General features: G+C 36.5%; 19 protein-coding genes and 1 pseudogene. 6 read left to right on the top strand and 14 right to left on the bottom strand.

The window, feature by feature from the left end:
* Nucleotides 1-23: 23 nt before the first annotated feature.
* The 3 genes from BPMYX0001_RS19810 to dnaE form a co-directional block, all read right to left on the bottom strand.
* Nucleotides 24-668, bottom strand: coding sequence for a FadR/GntR family transcriptional regulator (locus BPMYX0001_RS19810; protein WP_003200956.1), 645 nt, complete (start codon nt 666-668; stop codon nt 24-26).
* Nucleotides 669-682: 14 nt separating this feature from the next.
* Nucleotides 683-1,891, bottom strand: a complete 1,209-nt coding sequence (ystJ, locus tag BPMYX0001_RS19805; RefSeq protein ID WP_167535704.1) for an NADP-dependent malic enzyme — start codon at nt 1,889-1,891, stop codon at nt 683-685.
* A gap of 133 nt (nt 1,892-2,024) precedes the next feature.
* Nucleotides 2,025-5,354, bottom strand: a complete 3,330-nt coding sequence (dnaE, locus tag BPMYX0001_RS19800) for a DNA polymerase III subunit alpha (protein WP_033799142.1) — start codon at nt 5,352-5,354, stop codon at nt 2,025-2,027.
* Nucleotides 5,355-5,471: 117 nt separating this feature from the next.
* Here dnaE and ytrH point away from each other — a divergent pair, with 117 nt between their 5' ends.
* A complete protein-coding gene (gene ytrH, locus BPMYX0001_RS19795) occupies nt 5,472-5,807 on the top strand; it encodes a sporulation membrane protein YtrH (RefSeq protein ID WP_026008455.1) in 336 nt (111 codons plus the stop codon).
* Nucleotides 5,804-6,307, top strand: coding sequence for a sporulation membrane protein YtrI (gene ytrI, locus BPMYX0001_RS19790; RefSeq protein ID WP_018764469.1), 504 nt, complete (start codon nt 5,804-5,806; stop codon nt 6,305-6,307). The genes ytrH and ytrI overlap by 4 nt, the downstream gene beginning before the upstream one ends.
* A gap of 48 nt (nt 6,308-6,355) precedes the next feature.
* Here the strand turns inward: ytrI and BPMYX0001_RS19785 are convergent, their stop codons facing one another.
* Entirely contained in the window at nt 6,356-7,288 is a 933-nt protein-coding gene (locus BPMYX0001_RS19785; RefSeq protein ID WP_033799714.1) for a DHH family phosphoesterase, read from the bottom strand.
* A 439-nt stretch (nt 7,289-7,727) separates the two neighbouring features.
* Here BPMYX0001_RS19785 and BPMYX0001_RS19780 point away from each other — a divergent pair, with 439 nt between their 5' ends.
* On the top strand, nt 7,728-8,033 hold the full coding sequence (locus BPMYX0001_RS19780) for a YtpI family protein (protein WP_006096165.1): 306 nt from the start codon (nt 7,728-7,730) through the stop codon (nt 8,031-8,033).
* A gap of 6 nt (nt 8,034-8,039) precedes the next feature.
* Here the strand turns inward: BPMYX0001_RS19780 and BPMYX0001_RS19775 are convergent, their stop codons facing one another.
* Together BPMYX0001_RS19775 and BPMYX0001_RS19770 are read right to left on the bottom strand one after the other, a co-directional pair.
* On the bottom strand, nt 8,040-8,306 hold the full coding sequence (locus BPMYX0001_RS19775) for a DUF3949 domain-containing protein (protein ID WP_006096164.1): 267 nt from the start codon (nt 8,304-8,306) through the stop codon (nt 8,040-8,042).
* A gap of 405 nt (nt 8,307-8,711) precedes the next feature.
* Nucleotides 8,712-10,025: a DRTGG domain-containing protein gene (locus tag BPMYX0001_RS19770; protein WP_006096163.1), complete on the bottom strand. Its 1,314-nt coding sequence runs from the start codon at nt 10,023-10,025 to the stop codon at nt 8,712-8,714.
* A 247-nt stretch (nt 10,026-10,272) separates the two neighbouring features.
* Here BPMYX0001_RS19770 and BPMYX0001_RS33240 point away from each other — a divergent pair, with 247 nt between their 5' ends.
* Complete coding sequence (locus BPMYX0001_RS33240; RefSeq protein WP_078211643.1) at nt 10,273-10,431, top strand: hypothetical protein; 159 nt, start codon at nt 10,273-10,275, stop codon at nt 10,429-10,431.
* A gap of 41 nt (nt 10,432-10,472) precedes the next feature.
* Here the strand turns inward: BPMYX0001_RS33240 and BPMYX0001_RS19765 are convergent, their stop codons facing one another.
* Complete coding sequence (locus BPMYX0001_RS19765; protein WP_006096161.1) at nt 10,473-11,156, bottom strand: metal-dependent hydrolase; 684 nt, start codon at nt 11,154-11,156, stop codon at nt 10,473-10,475.
* Between the two features lie 147 nt (nt 11,157-11,303).
* Between BPMYX0001_RS19765 and pepQ the strand changes: the two genes are divergently transcribed.
* Nucleotides 11,304-12,401, top strand: coding sequence for a Xaa-Pro dipeptidase (pepQ, locus tag BPMYX0001_RS19760; RefSeq protein ID WP_006096160.1), 1,098 nt, complete (start codon nt 11,304-11,306; stop codon nt 12,399-12,401).
* A 29-nt stretch (nt 12,402-12,430) separates the two neighbouring features.
* Here the strand turns inward: pepQ and BPMYX0001_RS19755 are convergent, their stop codons facing one another.
* Nucleotides 12,431-12,835, bottom strand: coding sequence for a DUF3221 domain-containing protein (locus BPMYX0001_RS19755; protein WP_033799141.1), 405 nt, complete (start codon nt 12,833-12,835; stop codon nt 12,431-12,433).
* A gap of 190 nt (nt 12,836-13,025) precedes the next feature.
* Between BPMYX0001_RS19755 and BPMYX0001_RS19750 the strand changes: the two genes are divergently transcribed.
* Nucleotides 13,026-13,859 carry a DUF2785 domain-containing protein gene (locus BPMYX0001_RS19750; protein WP_006096158.1) on the top strand — a complete coding sequence of 278 codons (834 nt, stop codon included), beginning with the start codon at nt 13,026-13,028 and terminating at the stop codon, nt 13,857-13,859.
* Between the two features lie 13 nt (nt 13,860-13,872).
* Here BPMYX0001_RS19750 and BPMYX0001_RS19745 read toward each other — a convergent pair whose 3' ends face one another.
* From BPMYX0001_RS19745 to BPMYX0001_RS19725, 6 genes and pseudogenes are all read right to left on the bottom strand, one after another.
* Nucleotides 13,873-14,079: a hypothetical protein gene (locus BPMYX0001_RS19745; RefSeq protein WP_018764479.1), complete on the bottom strand. Its 207-nt coding sequence runs from the start codon at nt 14,077-14,079 to the stop codon at nt 13,873-13,875.
* Nucleotides 14,080-14,143: 64 nt separating this feature from the next.
* A pseudogene (locus BPMYX0001_RS32720) lies at nt 14,144-14,278 on the bottom strand (anti sigma factor C-terminal domain-containing protein); the annotation flags it as partial.
* Between the two features lie 177 nt (nt 14,279-14,455).
* Nucleotides 14,456-14,800 carry a DUF6176 family protein gene (locus tag BPMYX0001_RS19740; protein WP_033799140.1) on the bottom strand — a complete coding sequence of 115 codons (345 nt, stop codon included), beginning with the start codon at nt 14,798-14,800 and terminating at the stop codon, nt 14,456-14,458.
* Nucleotides 14,801-14,803: 3 nt separating this feature from the next.
* Nucleotides 14,804-15,598: a GNAT family N-acetyltransferase gene (locus BPMYX0001_RS19735; RefSeq protein ID WP_006096155.1), complete on the bottom strand. Its 795-nt coding sequence runs from the start codon at nt 15,596-15,598 to the stop codon at nt 14,804-14,806.
* On the bottom strand, nt 15,595-15,927 hold the full coding sequence (locus BPMYX0001_RS19730) for a cupin domain-containing protein (protein WP_003201081.1): 333 nt from the start codon (nt 15,925-15,927) through the stop codon (nt 15,595-15,597). The genes BPMYX0001_RS19735 and BPMYX0001_RS19730 overlap by 4 nt, the downstream gene beginning before the upstream one ends.
* Before the next feature lie 26 nt (nt 15,928-15,953).
* Nucleotides 15,954-16,172, bottom strand: a complete 219-nt coding sequence (locus tag BPMYX0001_RS19725) for a hypothetical protein (RefSeq protein ID WP_006096154.1) — start codon at nt 16,170-16,172, stop codon at nt 15,954-15,956.
* Nucleotides 16,173-16,241: the final 69 nt, after the last annotated feature.

The raw sequence follows: 16,241 nt of genomic DNA, 5'->3' as shown, positions 1-16,241 counted from the left end.
GTCATTTCGACAAATTTTATACATTACGAGTGAAACTGTATGTTTTCCATTAGTTCATCATAAATTTTTAGCGCCTCTTCTTCTTTTTTCGCGTATAACACTTCATAAAGCTTTCTATAGATTTCTATAGATTCTAGTGAAATTTCATAAGAAAGAGTCGCAACGTAATCATTTACAATTCTCCAAATTCGATATAGTAAATAATTGTCCACTCGTTCAATAAGTGTTTTGAAAAACATTTGATGAAACTCCTGAATTGAACTTTCGTCCTTTTTAAGAACTTGTTTCAACATACCTAATACACTAGAAAACGTTTCTTTCGGTAAATCACATACGATTCGAATAACATCTTTTTCAAGCAAGCGTTTCGTCTGTAACAAATCACGAATTGTTTTCTCATCTTGTAATAAAAATGGTGCGATTAATTGAACAAGACCATTGTCATAGAAGTTTCGAATAAACGTTCCTTCACCGCGTCTTGTTTCAATTAATCCTACGAGTTCTAAAGCTCGCAATGCTTCCCGTACAGATGAACGCCCAACGTTTAAACGCGCACTTAACTCGCGCTCAGATGGTAAACGATCACCTGCGACTAAACCATCCTCTTCCATAATGGAACGGATTTTCTTTACAATTTCGAGATATACTTTTGTATTTGATGATGTCAATAGAAATTCCTCGCTTACTCTTTACCAATCAACGCTAAATTTTTTGTTTTCTCAGCGATTTCATTTGGATCTACTTGACAGCGAGCTACTCCTGTCTCCATCGCAGCTTTTGCAACATAAGCCGCCACCTGAGGCGCTACACGCGCGTCGAACGGAGCTGGAATGATATAGTCTGCATTTAGCTCATCTGCCGCTACAAGCTCTGCAATGGCTTGTACAGCTGCCATTTTCATTTCTTCATTGATTTGCGTAGCATGTACATCAAGTGCACCACGGAAAATACCAGGGAACGCTAGTACATTATTTACTTGGTTCGGGAAGTCAGAACGACCAGTTCCAACAACAGCTGCTCCTGCTGCTTTTGCCAGTTCCGGCATAATTTCTGGAACTGGGTTTGCCATTGCAAAAATAATTGCATCGTCATTCATTGTACGAACCATTTCCTCAGTCAATGCACCCGCTACAGATACACCGATAAATACATCCGCGCCTTGCAGAACATCCGCTAATGAACCTTCTACACGATTTTTATTCGTATATTTTGCAACTTCATCTTTCACCGGATTCATACCAACAGGGCGACCTTCATAAATCGCACCTTTTCGGTCACACATAATAATGTCGCGTACACCATAGCGATATAAAAGTTTAATGATTGCAATACCTGCTGCACCTGCACCATTTGCTACAACTTTAATGTCAGACATTTTCTTTCCAACTAGCTTAAGTGCGTTTACAAGACCTGCTACTGTTACGATAGCTGTTCCGTGTTGATCATCATGGAATACAGGAATATTTGTTTCTTTTTTCAAACGTTCTTCAATGATAAAGCAGTTGGGTGCTGCAATATCCTCTAAGTTTACACCGCCAAATGTCGGCTCCATTAATTTTACAGTTTCAACAATTTTATCTACATCGTTTGTATTTAAAGCAATAGGGAATGCATCTACGCCAGCAAAGCTTTTGAATAATACAGCTTTACCTTCCATTACTGGAAGAGATGCTTCTGGTCCGATATTACCAAGACCAAGTACAGCTGTTCCGTCCGTCACAACTGCTACCATGTTTCCCTTCATTGTATATTCATATACCTTACTTTTATCGTCATAAATTTCTTTACAAGGTTCTGCAACCCCTGGAGAATACGCAAGACTTAAGTCTTTAGCATTTTCTACTTTTACTTTTGATACAGTTTCTAATTTTCCTTGATGCACTTTATGCATGTGAAGTGCTTCTTCACGAAGTGTTGACAAACTATCCACTCTCCTCAAATTATTCTTGCTGATATCATTCTCTCCAAGTGGTCTGACCACGAACACTATTACTATAATAATCGAACTATAGGGAAATTGTCCATTATATTTTCACTACGACATTTTCCTCACCGACTATTTCGCGAAGTGCTCCTAAACATTCTTCACTTGGATGAATTGACAAACTACGAGATAATTGTACCATTTTATGTTCCTTTTCATAATAAATTAGTACTTTCGCAAAACCTGAATAGTGAAACAATATTTTTGTAACTTGATTTAACAACTTCTTTTCATACTGCGACGGTAGTTTTACATAAATCGATGCTTCTTTCATTTCATTGTAAACATCCATTTGTTCTAATGGATAAAGACCGTTCACAATCCATTGCAATTTATGATTTCGTTGTTCAATCGTCCCTTCCACTAAAACAATTTCACCTTCTTTTAACCTCTCCGAAAAATGAATATACGTCTCCGGAAAGACAACCGCTTCCATTTCATCATTTTGATCACAAAAAGTGACGAACGCCATTTTTTGCAATTTTTTCGTCCGAATGACTTTTACACCTGTTACATAAACAATCGCACGCTGTACGTTTCGCTTTTGCCTCATCGCTTGCGCAAGAGACGGAATTTCTAGTTCTTTTACAAGCTTTGCATACTGCGCCGTTGGATAACTGGATAAATAAAAGCCAAGCGCTTCTTTCTCATTATTTAATTGTTCAATAAAAGATAGCTCTTCTCCTTGTACGTATACTGATTTTGGGACACTTTCTTCCCCCAATTCACGCGCAAGGCTTGCATACTCTAAAGCACCCTTAATACTGTTAAACAAAGTTGTTCTCGAAACTTGAAAATCATCGAAACAGCCAGCCCAAACAAATGCCTCTAAATTACGCTCCGTAACAAACTTTGCTGGCATACGAAGACAGAACTCAAATAAATCTTGAAATGGATTTCTTTCTCTTTCCTCGATCACCGCATTCACTGTAGCCATCCCGATATTTCGAATCGAAAGCAAACTATAGCGAATTGCATTCCCTTCTATTTGGAAATTATAACTACTTCTATGAAGAGACGGCGGTAAAACATGAAAACCTTTGCGCTTCGTTTCACGTATATATTGCACAATCTTATCTTCGTTACCTATCGCACTGGATAAGAGTGCCGTCATAAACTCTAAAGGATAATTCGCTTTTAAATAAGCGAGCTGATATCCAATCATACTGTACGCTACAGCATGGCTTCGGTTAAAACCGTAATTTGCAAATCTAACAATTAAATCATAAATTTGTTCTGCAGATGTTTCATCGTATCCATTTCGTAAACACCCTTGTACAAAATGCTTTCGTTCTTGATCTAAAATCTCACGGTTTTTCTTACTCACTGCACGGCGGAGCAAATCGGCTTCTCCGAGTGAAAATCCCGCTAACTGCGAAGCAATTTGCATAATCTGTTCTTGGTATACAATAACGCCATATGTGCTTTTTAAAATTGGCTTTAAATCTGAATGTAAATAATGAATTTGACGCTTCCCGTGCTTTGACTCAATAAAGGTTGGGATTTGTTCCATTGGCCCTGGACGATATAAAGCGTTGACGGCAACAATATCTTCAAACTCATTTGGTTTTAAACTGCGGAGTACATTCCGCATTCCCCCAGATTCGAGCTGGAATACACCTGTTGTATCTCCTCTTCCTAGTAATTGGAATGTCTTTTCATCTTGAAGAGGTAAATTCCGTATATCAATTTGTTTACCTGTTTTGTTCACAATAAATGTAAGAATATTTTCAAGTAACGTTAAATTACGTAAGCCTAAGAAGTCCATTTTTAACAGACCAAGTTCTTCTAACACTTCTGCTGGATATTGCGTTACATATACATCGTTATGCCCTTCTTGAATCGCAACACTTCCCGTTAATGGCTCCTGACTCATAATGACTCCTGCTGCATGAATAGACGTATGACGTGGTAAACCTTCTACACGTTTCGCAATTTCAAAAACACGCTCATGCAAGAGATTTCCTTGTACAAATTCACGAAGGGACCCGGATTCTTCATATGCTTCTTTTAATGTAATCCCAACCCTTGATGGAATCAGTTTCGAAAATATGTCAATATCTCTCGGCGGAAGCCCCATTACGCGGGCGATATCCCGAATCGCTGCTTTTGCAGCAAGCGTTCCGAACGTAACAATTTGGGCAACGCGAAGTTGACCATACTTATCTTTTACATAACGAATCATCTCATCACGCCTAATGTCCGGAAAATCAATATCAATATCTGGAAGCGTAACACGTTCAGGATTTAGAAATCGTTCAAAAAGCAAGTTGTACTCAATTGGATCGATATCTGTAATTTCTAACACATAAGAAACAAGAGAACCTGCTGCCGAGCCACGGCCCGGTCCTGTTAAAATACCATGTTCATGTCCGTATTTCATAAAGTCCCAAACAATGAGAAAATAATCACTAAATCCCATGCGAGAGATAACTTCAAGTTCATGATTCAGACGTTTCCTATGTACATCTTGAACCGCCCCATATCGCTTATTTAGCCCATCTTCACAAATGCGGCGCAAATAAGCATCTGATGTTTCGTTAGATGGAACAGGAAACTTTGGCAATTGATTGACGTGGAAAGGAATTTCTACGTGGCAACGTTCAGCTATACGAACTGTATTTTGAAGGGCTTCTTCTGCATGAGAAAATAAAGCTTCCATTTCAGCCGATGATTTTAAATAATACTGGTCTGTTTTGAGCCTTGGTCTGTCTGGATCAGTCATCTTTGTTCCGCTCTGAACAGATAGCAAGCATTCCTGCACAAGCGCATCGCTTTGGTTCACATAACGAACATCATTTGTCGCAACGACTGGAATGTTTATTTCGTTTGCAAATTGTGGTAATTTTTCTTGCAAGAATAGTTCATCCTGAATTGCGTGATGCTGCAAACTCATATAAAAACTTCCAAACATATTTTGATACGCACGAGCTACTTCTTCAGCAATCTCGTCTCTTCCTTGTAACAATAACTGTTCAATTTCCCCATCTTTTCCTGGAGAAATCGCAATCAACCCTTTTGCATAATGAGAAAGCCACTTTTTCGGAATCCCGTCTTTAGACTTAGTCATGATGGTGCTAGAAATTTTCAATAAGTTTTGGTATCCTATCTCATTTTCTGCTAACAGTACAAGCGGATAGGATTGCTCTTCTTCCTCACTAAAAACAGAGGCTGTTAATCCGATAATTGGCCGCACGCCATTCTTCTTACATGCTTTATAAAATGGAATCACTCCGTACATCACATTTTCATCTGTAATTGCAAGTGATGAAAATCCAAGCTCTTTCGCACGGCTTACAAGTTCATCAATTTTACAAGCACTTTTTAACAAACTATAAACGGTTTGACATTGTAAATGCACAAACTTCACTGTTGTACCCTCTCTTTATCTATTTGACTACTTTCATTATAGGTGATGAAGAAAGCGGAAATCAAAACATACTTCTTATACTTTGTCCATATATATGGAGGAGAAAGGGGAATGACGATGGATGTAAGACAAACTTTTTTCTCTCTTCTCATTACAACTTACTTTATTGCATTTGGAGTAATGCTTGGTGGTTCTTTAATCGGAGGAATTGGAGCATTTCTTGTTGGAAAACCAGCTCTTACTGCCATAAAACAATTCGCAGAAAACTTACGTATTTGGGCACTCGTTGCAGCAATTGGCGGAACTTTTGATACATTTTATAGCTTTGAACGAACCTTTTTCGAAGGTGCCACAAAAGATATTGTGAAACAAATTTTACTTATTTTTTTCGCAACAGGCGGCATGCAAACCGGCCTTATTATTATTAAATGGATTACGCAGGATCATGTATGAGGGTTCCAAGCGCTACAATAGCTAAAAAGTGGTATTTATTTTTAGGTGGCGCTGCCGTTGGAGGGATTTTGAGTTGGTTTATTTTTTTGTACATATACGGCGTTTTTCAAGAAGATTATGCAAAAAAAATTGTGTTTCAGGAAACGGAAATTACAAGGCTAAAAAAGAATCTTCATGTTCTTACGGAAGATCGTACTAAATTAAATGAGGAAAATAAAAGCCTTTTAACGATCCAAGAAATTAAAATTGAGATTCCGAATCATGATAAATACGATTTAGACCGTGTTACTCTTGAAAATATGATTACTTCTCTTCAAGAAGACCTCCAGCACCTCGTAACAAAAAACGTTCAAAGCGTAGCAAAAAACAAAGAATTGTTAATAAAAACAATTGAAAATAAAGTATACAAACATTATGACCGAAGCTACCGCTTTAAAATCGAAACAATTTCCTTTGATACTGTGCTCGAAATTAGCATCAATATAAAACAAGAAAAGTAGAGCTTCTGGGCCCGACTTTTCTTGTTTTTAACACATGAAGTACTTGTTTTATTTACAGATCTCACACAAGTCCGCGAAAAGACGATCTGCTTCTTCCCAAGAAGATGCTTTCGCACCAGAAGCCATCGGATGACCTCCGCCGTTATACTGCATCGCTAATTTATTAATTACCGGTCCCTTTGAACGAAGACGAACGCGAATCACATCTTCCTCCTCTAAAAATAGAACCCAAGCTTTTAATCCATCAATATTGCCAAGCGCTCCAACAACACCAGATGCCTCTGAAGGAAGTACATCAAATTCTTCTAGTACTTCTTTTGTCAGCTTAATATAAGCTGCACCTTCCTCTGTCATCGTAAAGTTTTGTAAAATGAATCCATTTAAACGAGCGATTTTCTCTTTCGTTTTATACATTTCGTTATATAACGCTGGAAAGTCCACTCCCATTTCTACAAGCTCGCCTGCATAGCGAAGTGTTCTTGCTGATGTATTCGGGAATAAGAAGCGACCTGTATCTCCAACAATCCCAGCTAAAATAAGACGAGCCGCTTCTTTTGAGATTGTTAAACCTTTATCTTTTCCGTAAGAGTAAAACTCATAAATAAGCTCACTTGTAGAACTTGATGTCGTATCAACCCACGTAATGTCCCCATATGGATCTTCATTTGGGTGATGATCAATTTTAATAAGCTTCTTTCCTTTTGTATAACGCTGATCACAAACACGCTCTTGGTTCGCTGTATCACAAACGATAACAAGCGCATTTTCATAAGTCTCATCATCAATTTCATCCATTACTCGTAAATACGATAAAGAAGGTTCATTGTATCCAACCATATAAATCTTTTTCTCTGGGAACGATTCTTGAAGAACGGTTCCTAACCCACATTGTGAACCTAATGCATCTGGATCTGGGCGCACATGACGGTGAATAATAATCGTATCAAACTCTTTAATCGCTGTTAAAATTTGTTCGTGCATATGTATAGTCTCCTTTTTATTGATTTCTACCTCTGTAATCAATTTTCTCACTTTATCCTTCATTATAACTGAAAATAATTTATCCATGTGGACAATTGCTTTATAATAATAGTTAGAAAGTTTCGATAATGTTTTGTGTTTCCACTTAGCATGGGGCTGAAACAGAATCTGACCGCCTCTATGCATGAACGGATCCTCTCTCCCAACTAAAACGATGGGGTTTCAGTTCAATTTTATCCAGTTTATTTTCCCACCATATCAGTCTCGGCTATGAAAACAAAAGGGATTCTCCACTCATTCCCTCCCTTTATTTTCACTCGGCATGGGGCTAAAACAGGATCTGACCGTCTCTATGCATGGACGGATCCTCTCTCCCAACTAAAACGATGGGGTTTTATTTTTAAATTTACCTAAATACAAACTAACGGAGGATCATATCATGCCAGTATTAGTCTTTTGTATTATCATCTCATTTATGTTGTATCTCTTCTATAAAACAAAATATTTTCGTACAAATCGTCCGATGGAAAAAGGATGGCTTGCTGGAAAATCCGCAATGGCGCTCGGTGTATTCGTTGCGCTATTTGGTGCAAACCAATTTTTCTTAGAACTCTCTACCGCACGTATTATCGTTGGCGTGTTATTTATCTTATTTGGTGGTGCGAGTATTTTTAATGGATTCCGTCAGTATAAACATTTCTCACCTCTTGCAGTCGAAGAAGCAGAAGCGTATAAAACAATGTAAAAAGCATCAGCATAAATGCTGATGCTTTTTACATTGTTTTATTTTTAAAATCATATATGCAACAAATGCAGGTGGAATATTAAAAAGATTTCCTTGCACGTGAAAATGTAATTGTTCTTCTTCAAAAGACATATTTTTATACAACTCTTGTTGTGAAAGCTTTGTTCGTTGTTTTTGCTCATTTAGTCCTTCAATGTAAAGATACTGAATAGGTATCATGGCAAGAAAATAAAACAATGCAACACCACCAAAAAAGAGCAACTCTGATGACATAGTGAACACCATCCTTTTTTCTTTATATATATCAATTATCTGATAATTCAATTATACTACAATTGAACTACCAAATAAAGGGAGGTGTTAGCGTTTGGATTAACAAAATTAACCCGTTTCTTATGTAATTGTGCATTGTTCCTTTTATCGTCATTGGTTTAGGTTTATGCGTTAATCATGAAGAAAATTTTCTTAGCTCCTATCATCACGCTCATTCTAAACGCTCTATACGAAATTTGGCATACGAAACATTACTATCCCGATTCTCCTATCACCTTTACTTCATGAAATATAATCTTCCCCACCATTTCATTACTATTAGCTGTATTCATACACTTTTATAAAAAAATGGCTGAATGAACATCTCACCATAAAAGGGATTCTTCATTCAGCTTTTTTCCATACTTATCGGTCAATCAGCTGCACCATTAATAGCGCTTTCCCAACAACCTCTCCTCCGTGACGCACTTCTACATCTACCTTTCCAAATTTACGACCGATTTCTAATACCTTTGGATGTACAGAAACAACATTATCAATCTGCACCGGCTTTACAAAATAAATTGTTAAATTCTCAACAATTGAATCGCTTTTTTTCTGCGCACGGATGGCGCGATTTGTTGCTTCTGTGACAACGGTTGTAAATACACCATATGATAATGTTCCAAATGAACTCGTCATTTGTGGTGTCACAGAAAATTGATAACTGTGTTCATTCTTTGCTTCTTTCGGAGTCACAAATTGATTTGTGACGATATCCTCAATCGTTTCTCCAACTTGCGGTTGACGTTGAATCATTTGCAATGCTTGAAGTACATCTTGACGGCTAATAATCCCTTGCAATCGGTTGCTTTCATCGACAACAGGAAGAAGTTCAATCCCTTCCCATACCATCATGCGCGCTGCCGCTGCAACAGACATTTTCCCATTCACTGTAATCGGTTGCTTTGTCATCACTTTTTCAATTGGTGTTTCTTTTGCGATGCCAATCATATCTTTTGAAGTAACAATTCCTAATACCTTTTTATTTTCATCTACAATTGGATAACGCCCATGCATTGTTTCTTTATTATACGCATGCCATTGCGCTACTTTATCACTAGGTTTTAAATATAACGTTTCTTCAATTGGCGTTAAAATATCTTCAACGAGTACAATTTCCTTTTTGATAAGCTGATCATAAATGGCACGGTTAATAAGCGTTGCTACAGTAAATGTATCATAGCTACTTGAAATAATCGGCAACTTTAATTCATCTGCTAACTTTTTCACATGATCTTCTGTATCAAATCCACCTGTAATTAATACTGCAGCTCCTGCTTCTAATGCTAGTTGATGTGCATTCGTACGGTTACCGATAATTAGCAAGTTCCCTGCTTCTGTATAGCGCATCATCGCTTCTAATTTCATGGCCCCAATCACGAATTTATTTAATGTTTTATGTAACCCTTCTCTTCCGCCAAGCACTTGGCCATCAACTATATTGACCACTTCGGCATATGTTAGTTTTTCAATATTTTCCTTTTTCTTTTGTTCAATTCGGATTGTTCCGACACGTTCAATTGTACTAACATACCCTTTATTCTCTGCATCTTTAATCGCACGATAGGCCGTTCCTTCACTTACACTCAAATCTTTTGCAATTTGGCGCACAGAAATTTTATGCCCTACCGGCAGGCTATTAATATGTTCTAAAATTTGATTATGTTTGGTAGCCAAATGGTTTCACCATACTTTCTTTTCCCTAAATTCTTCATGTGTTGTATTTTTAGTATACTATATTTCCGAAACTGTTACACTGTACTTTTATGTATCTGTACTATTTTTTTTATAACAAAAATGACCCTTACATTCTATCAGTCACATTCTTACACCAGTGTAAGACTATTGTCATCTCATTCGATGGTTTGTTTTCTAGTTCCAAGATACAATAAAGACAAGAAATCAAACGAAGGAGCGAATGAAAATGAAAAAATTTTTAGAAGTTGTAGGTGCTGTATTTTTAGCTTTCGTTGATGGCAAAAAAATTGCAATGGAATTAAATGAAACACCGGAACAAACATTACTGGAAATAAAAGAAACACCAAAACAAGCACAGACTTTCAAACCTGTTTTACACACATAAAAAACCCTTCACTTGTCTTTTCAAATGAAGGGTTGCTTTTTTTATAGTGTAATACTTTCTCCAACTTCTAATACCTTACCTGTACTACTTGTTAGTTTTTGGACAAAAAGATGCGGGTCTTGCTGGATAATTGGGAACGTATTATAGTGCATCGGCACAACTGTTTTAGCACCAATCCATTCCGCAGCCAACACTGCATCCTCTGGTCCCATTGTAAAATTATCACCAATTGGTAAAAATGCTACATCAATGTTATTAAGAGCACCAATTAACTTCATATCGGAAAATAAGGCAGTATCTCCCGCATGGTACACTGTTTTCTCTTCTGCCGTAAATAAAATTCCAGCTGGCATTCCTGTATATGTAATCGTCTTGTTTTCTTCATCAATATAACTAGACCCATGGAATGCTTGTGTAAATTTCACTTTCCCAAAATTAAACACATGTGAACCGCCGATATGCATCGGATGTGTATTTACACCTTGCCACCCTAAAAATGTTGCGAGTTCAAACGGCGCTACAACAACTGCATTATTTTTCTTCGCAAGTGCTACTGTATCGCCGACATGATCACCATGGCCGTGCGATAAAATAATCGCGTCTACCTTAACATCTTCAGTCTTTAAATCTGTTTTCGGATTACCTGTTAAAAACGGATCAATTAAGATAACCTTTCCATTCGTTTCAATCTTTACAACTGAATGCCCGTGATAGGATACTTTCATTGTTACATTCCTCCTTATTCACATTCACACCTTCTATTCTACATGATTTCACAATTTCCTGTCTTTTCAAACAGCGATTTGCTTGTCATAACACTTTCATCCGATGTAAAGTTATATATGTAATTAAAATCTCGGAGGTGCGAATTTATGAATACTAGATTAGAAAACTTAATGCAATGGCTACAAGAACAGAACGTGGAAGCTGCATTTTTAACTTCTACACCAAACGTCTTCTATATGACAAACTTCCATTGCGAACCACACGAAAGACTACTCGGTCTATTTGTATTCCAAGAAAAAGAACCAATTTTAATTTGTCCTAAAATGGAAGAAGGTCAAGCTAGAAACGCTGGCTGGGCACATGAAATTATCGGATTTACTGATACAGACAAACCATGGGATATGATTGCAAAAGCAATCGCAGATCGCGGCATTGATGTAAATGCAGTGGCAATTGAAAAAGAACATTTAAATGTAGAGCGCTATGAAGAATTAACAAAATTATTCCCGAAAGCATCTTTCAAATCCGCTGAAGAAAAAGTACGCGAACTTCGTTTAATTAAAGACGAAAAAGAACTTTCTATTTTGCGTCAAGCAGCCCACATGGCAGACTATGCTGTTGAAATCGGTGTAAATGCAATTGAAGAAAATCGCAGCGAATTAGAAGTGTTAGCAATCATCGAACATGAAATGAAGAAAAAAGGTATACATAAAATGTCCTTTGACACAATGGTATTAACAGGTGCAAACTCTGCCTTGCCACACGGTATCCCAGGCGGAAACAAAATGAAGCGCGGTGACTTCGTACTATTTGACTTAGGTGTAATCATTGACGGTTATTGCTCTGACATTACACGTACAGTCGCATTTGGCGATCTTTCAGAAGAACAAACACGTATTTACAACACTGTACTAGCAGGACAATTACAAGCGGTTGAAGCTTGTAAACCAGGCGTTACACTTGGCGAAATTGACAATGCTGCTCGCTCTGTTATCGCAGATGCAGGTTACGGAGAATTCTTCCCGCACCGTCTTGGTCATGGACTTGGCATTAGCGTACACGAATATCCAGATATAAAAGAAGGAAACGAGTCTCTATTAAAAGAAGGCATGGTCTTCACAATCGAACCAGGTATTTACGTACCAAACGTAGGTGGCGTTCGTATTGAAGATGATATCTACATCACGAAAGACGGATCAGAAATTTTAACGAAATTCCCAAAAGAATTACAGTTTGTAAAATAAGAAAAAAGGTAGCGAATACGCTACCTTTTTTAAATACCATTTTTCTCTACGATTTCAAACTGATTAACAGTCATTTTCCCTGGGTAACTTTCAAGTATCTTAGAAAACCATACTTTTATTTTATATCCTGATTTCAACTGTTTATATGCATTTTTATCACCAAAATGTAGAATCGTGTCCGCTGGGGTATCCAAATGTTGTTGTAGCTCCACATACTCCTGCAACCCTTTTTTCGTTTTGAACTTTTTGTTACTAATGAAATATACAGTTGTATTTTTCACTATAACGTATCCTTCCATAACACCTTTTTCTGTTTGTTGTTGTATATTCACCGGCTCATTCTCAGCTTGCTCATTACGTGTACATGCTGTTAATATCACGAAAGAAACGGTAAATAAAACATACACACACAACATCCATGTGTTTCTCTTCATTTCATGCCTCCATTATAGAAACCTCATTAATCAATCCTATTTCTAACATTTTTTGTTCGTCTCTAATCGTTTTTTTGAAATCCTCAATAAATGATTGATTTGTTGAAGAAAGGCATTTATTTCTTGTATATTCTCCGTTTCTATCATAATATTTAAATACAGAATTTTCTAAATAAAAAGGGGAGATTACATGCAACAACTTCAAAAACAATTAGAAGAAATAAAAGCTAACCAATACGCCATAGATTCCACGATAGACATTCATGATTTAAGTTCAAAAATGCTCCAACATATCGGCACACCAGACGGCTATTTACGAGACAAATTAATCTGTACGACCTTTTGGCACCTCATCATAAATGACCATATTACACAAACTCAATTACAGCACTTATTATCACAAAGTATAAGCGAACAATATTTATTTTATAAAATCACTACAGAAGATAAAGATGCTGTGTTCACCCGATCATTTACAGCACTATTAATTGCTTTAATCATAAACGCCGATACAAAACATAACTTCTTATCACCGTCTGACATATTAGATGTGAAAGACAAATTAATTTTATATATGAACCAAGAACATGATTTTCGCGGATATGTTAACGACCGAGGTTGGGCTCACAGCATCGCTCACGTCTCAGATACATTCGATGAACTTGTTATAAACCCGAAACTTGAAGTCTTCCATTATCCTGAAATACTACAAACCTTGTTAGAAAAGATAAATGTGCATACAATGTATTACAAGTACGAAGAAGATGAGCGAATTATCACTCCTATCATTGCCATGCTGAAAAATGGTTTAGATGAAAAAGAACTCATTGCAGCCTTACATTCCTTAGTTAATCAAATGCAAATTCAAAAAGCAGAATTATCTATCGTGTCTTATGAAACGTTGTATGGAAATGTAAAATCATTCTTACGAAGCCTATTCTTTAGATTAAGAACCTTATCCATGTGTGAAGAAGCGGAGAAACAAATTGAAATATTATTAAAAGAGTTAAACAGATACTACTAAAAAAGAAGGCTACTTAAAAAGTGCCTTCTTCCATCTCACTAATATTTAGTTGAAACTTTACAATCCAAACTGAGAAAAAGTGTATACAAATCGCAATGGCCATACATGTCCCGCTCAAAAAAGTTAAAATCGGGTGCGAGTATAAATGCCCTAAACCATAAGACGCTCCAATGAAAAACATTGTTATGTAGATGTAGATTGCTCCATGTATTTGCTTCATATAGGCCCCCTTTTCTCCATATTATACCATAAATTTTCAGATTATTCTAATTAATGTTTCGTAATCAATATTTCTCAACTGTTACACCTCTTACAGCCGCTTTTATATACGGTGAACTTTGTAAATCTTTTAAATCCTCTGTTTTTCCTGTTACGACTACGCCGTAGATCGGTAAATCTCGAGGTGAGATATTCTTTATATTGACTTTTCTATTAATAATGATTCAAACGTTTCATGACTCATTCTGCTCTCCTTCCTATATACTCAACGTTTGAGAGCTTGAAATGTATACAAGTTTCTGCTGAAAATTTTTCACAAATAAAAAAGCCCATCTATTCTGGTGTGCTTTTTCGTATATACAAAGAATACTATTTTATTATTTCATCGCATCTTTGACAACATCTTGAATCATGACAACTTCTGTTTTCATATGGTCAGCAGGTGCTTCCTCATCAATACATTCATACCAAAATTCCAAATGCTTTTTATCAACTTCGTGCCGAGAAGCTTCGATAGCTATCCCGCCTTCTCCTTGGACAGAATACCAATACAAATATTCTTCTCCATCTCTTATTTCCCGGAAAATTGTCTCTACATACATTTTCTCGTCGTTTAATGTCAATAACACTTCTTTCATATGATCATTTAGCATCTTCATCCATTCATCAACACGGTGACTTTTCCCTGGCTTCACTTTGAATCTTGTTAATTCGACATTCATGTTTTATCCCTCTACTTTCTTACGTACATATAAAACATATTCCATTGGATGGTCAAAACCTAGTTTACTAGCAAGTCTTTGTGAGGGTATATTATCCACATTACAATCCCAGCACGGCGTAATACTATTTTGTATACAATGTTCTATGAAATAAGTTGCGACTAATCGAGCGAGCCCTTTTCCTTGATAGTCTGGATCTGTTGCGATATCAATTTCAGCAAAACCATTACTTCTAAAAATTGAGACACATTCAGCCACTACCTTTTGATCTTGTACAATACAAAATCCAAAACCACGCTTCAAAAACACTTCTTTTGATCCCCAATATTCTGTATAATACTGTTCCGTAAATTCAGTACTTTTTTCGATTATGTTTTTATCAATCCGCTTAACTTTGTATGTAGAATCTTCTAATTCTCTTTTTCTATCTTCAAAGATATCTCTCTGAAATAGAAATTTTTTTCGAGGGATTTTTCTAAAAGAATCCTTGAAATGATTTTCAATAATGCTTTCCCACTCTATGCTAGAAACAAATAATGTGAATCGCTTCTCCGTTGTTAAAACATCATTTTCAATATAAGAAAACAAAGTGTGTTGAAATTCCTGATCATGTGTATCTCCAAACAGATAGTAAATGCCATTAGCAGTCGCAATCATTCCTGTTGTTAATCTCTCATTTACAAAAATCTCACCATCTATTATTCGATCACATACTGCATAAGCAAAAGTAGATGTCTGTTTGTTATCTTCTAAAACTGGAAGAATCGTATGATATTCTGCTAACGCTAACTTTCTCATACGTTCTCCACAATAACGGTATCCGCATCTAAGTTTTCGAAGCAAAGATTAACAGTGCGCTGTAGTGCCCTTGTTCGGTGAACGGTACCGGCTGGAATTAAAATAGAATCGTTTGGTTTTAATACAGCTGTATCCTTATCTTGAAAATCGATAAGTAATTCTCCCTCGAGTACTATAAATAATTCATCCGAGTTCGAGTGAAGATGCCAATCATATTCCCCCGTAAACACAGCAATTCGTAAACAATGACTATTCACATTCGATACAACAAAATTTTTGTGCCTTTCTGTAATATCTTTTGTGAGTTCTAAAAGATTCACTTTCTCCATTGTTCTCCTCATCCCCTAGTGATTTATTATTTTCCCCAAAACCATCCAAGTGCAATAATCATCATACAAACCCAAAAGCCGATTGTTCCAAAATCAATATCTTTTTCCTGCTTTTTCTTCCTTACCTTTTTTACTTCTTCTTTTAACTCTTGTACACTTTGTTCTAATTTAACAATTGCTTCTTTCATTTCATTCAGTTCACTGTTCTCTTGTACTTTTTCTTCTGACTCTTTTGCTAAGTTCATTGCTATGCACCCTTTTCGCGACGTTCTATTCCATTCTAATGATCTCGTTTTTTCCAAATCTATTTTTGC

Origin of the sequence: Bacillus pseudomycoides DSM 12442 (genome assembly GCF_000161455.1) — a bacterium.
GTDB lineage: Bacteria > Bacillota > Bacilli > Bacillales > Bacillaceae_G > Bacillus_A > Bacillus_A pseudomycoides.
Note: the sequence above shows the minus strand (reverse complement) of the source record. Positions and strands in the feature narration are given on the sequence as shown.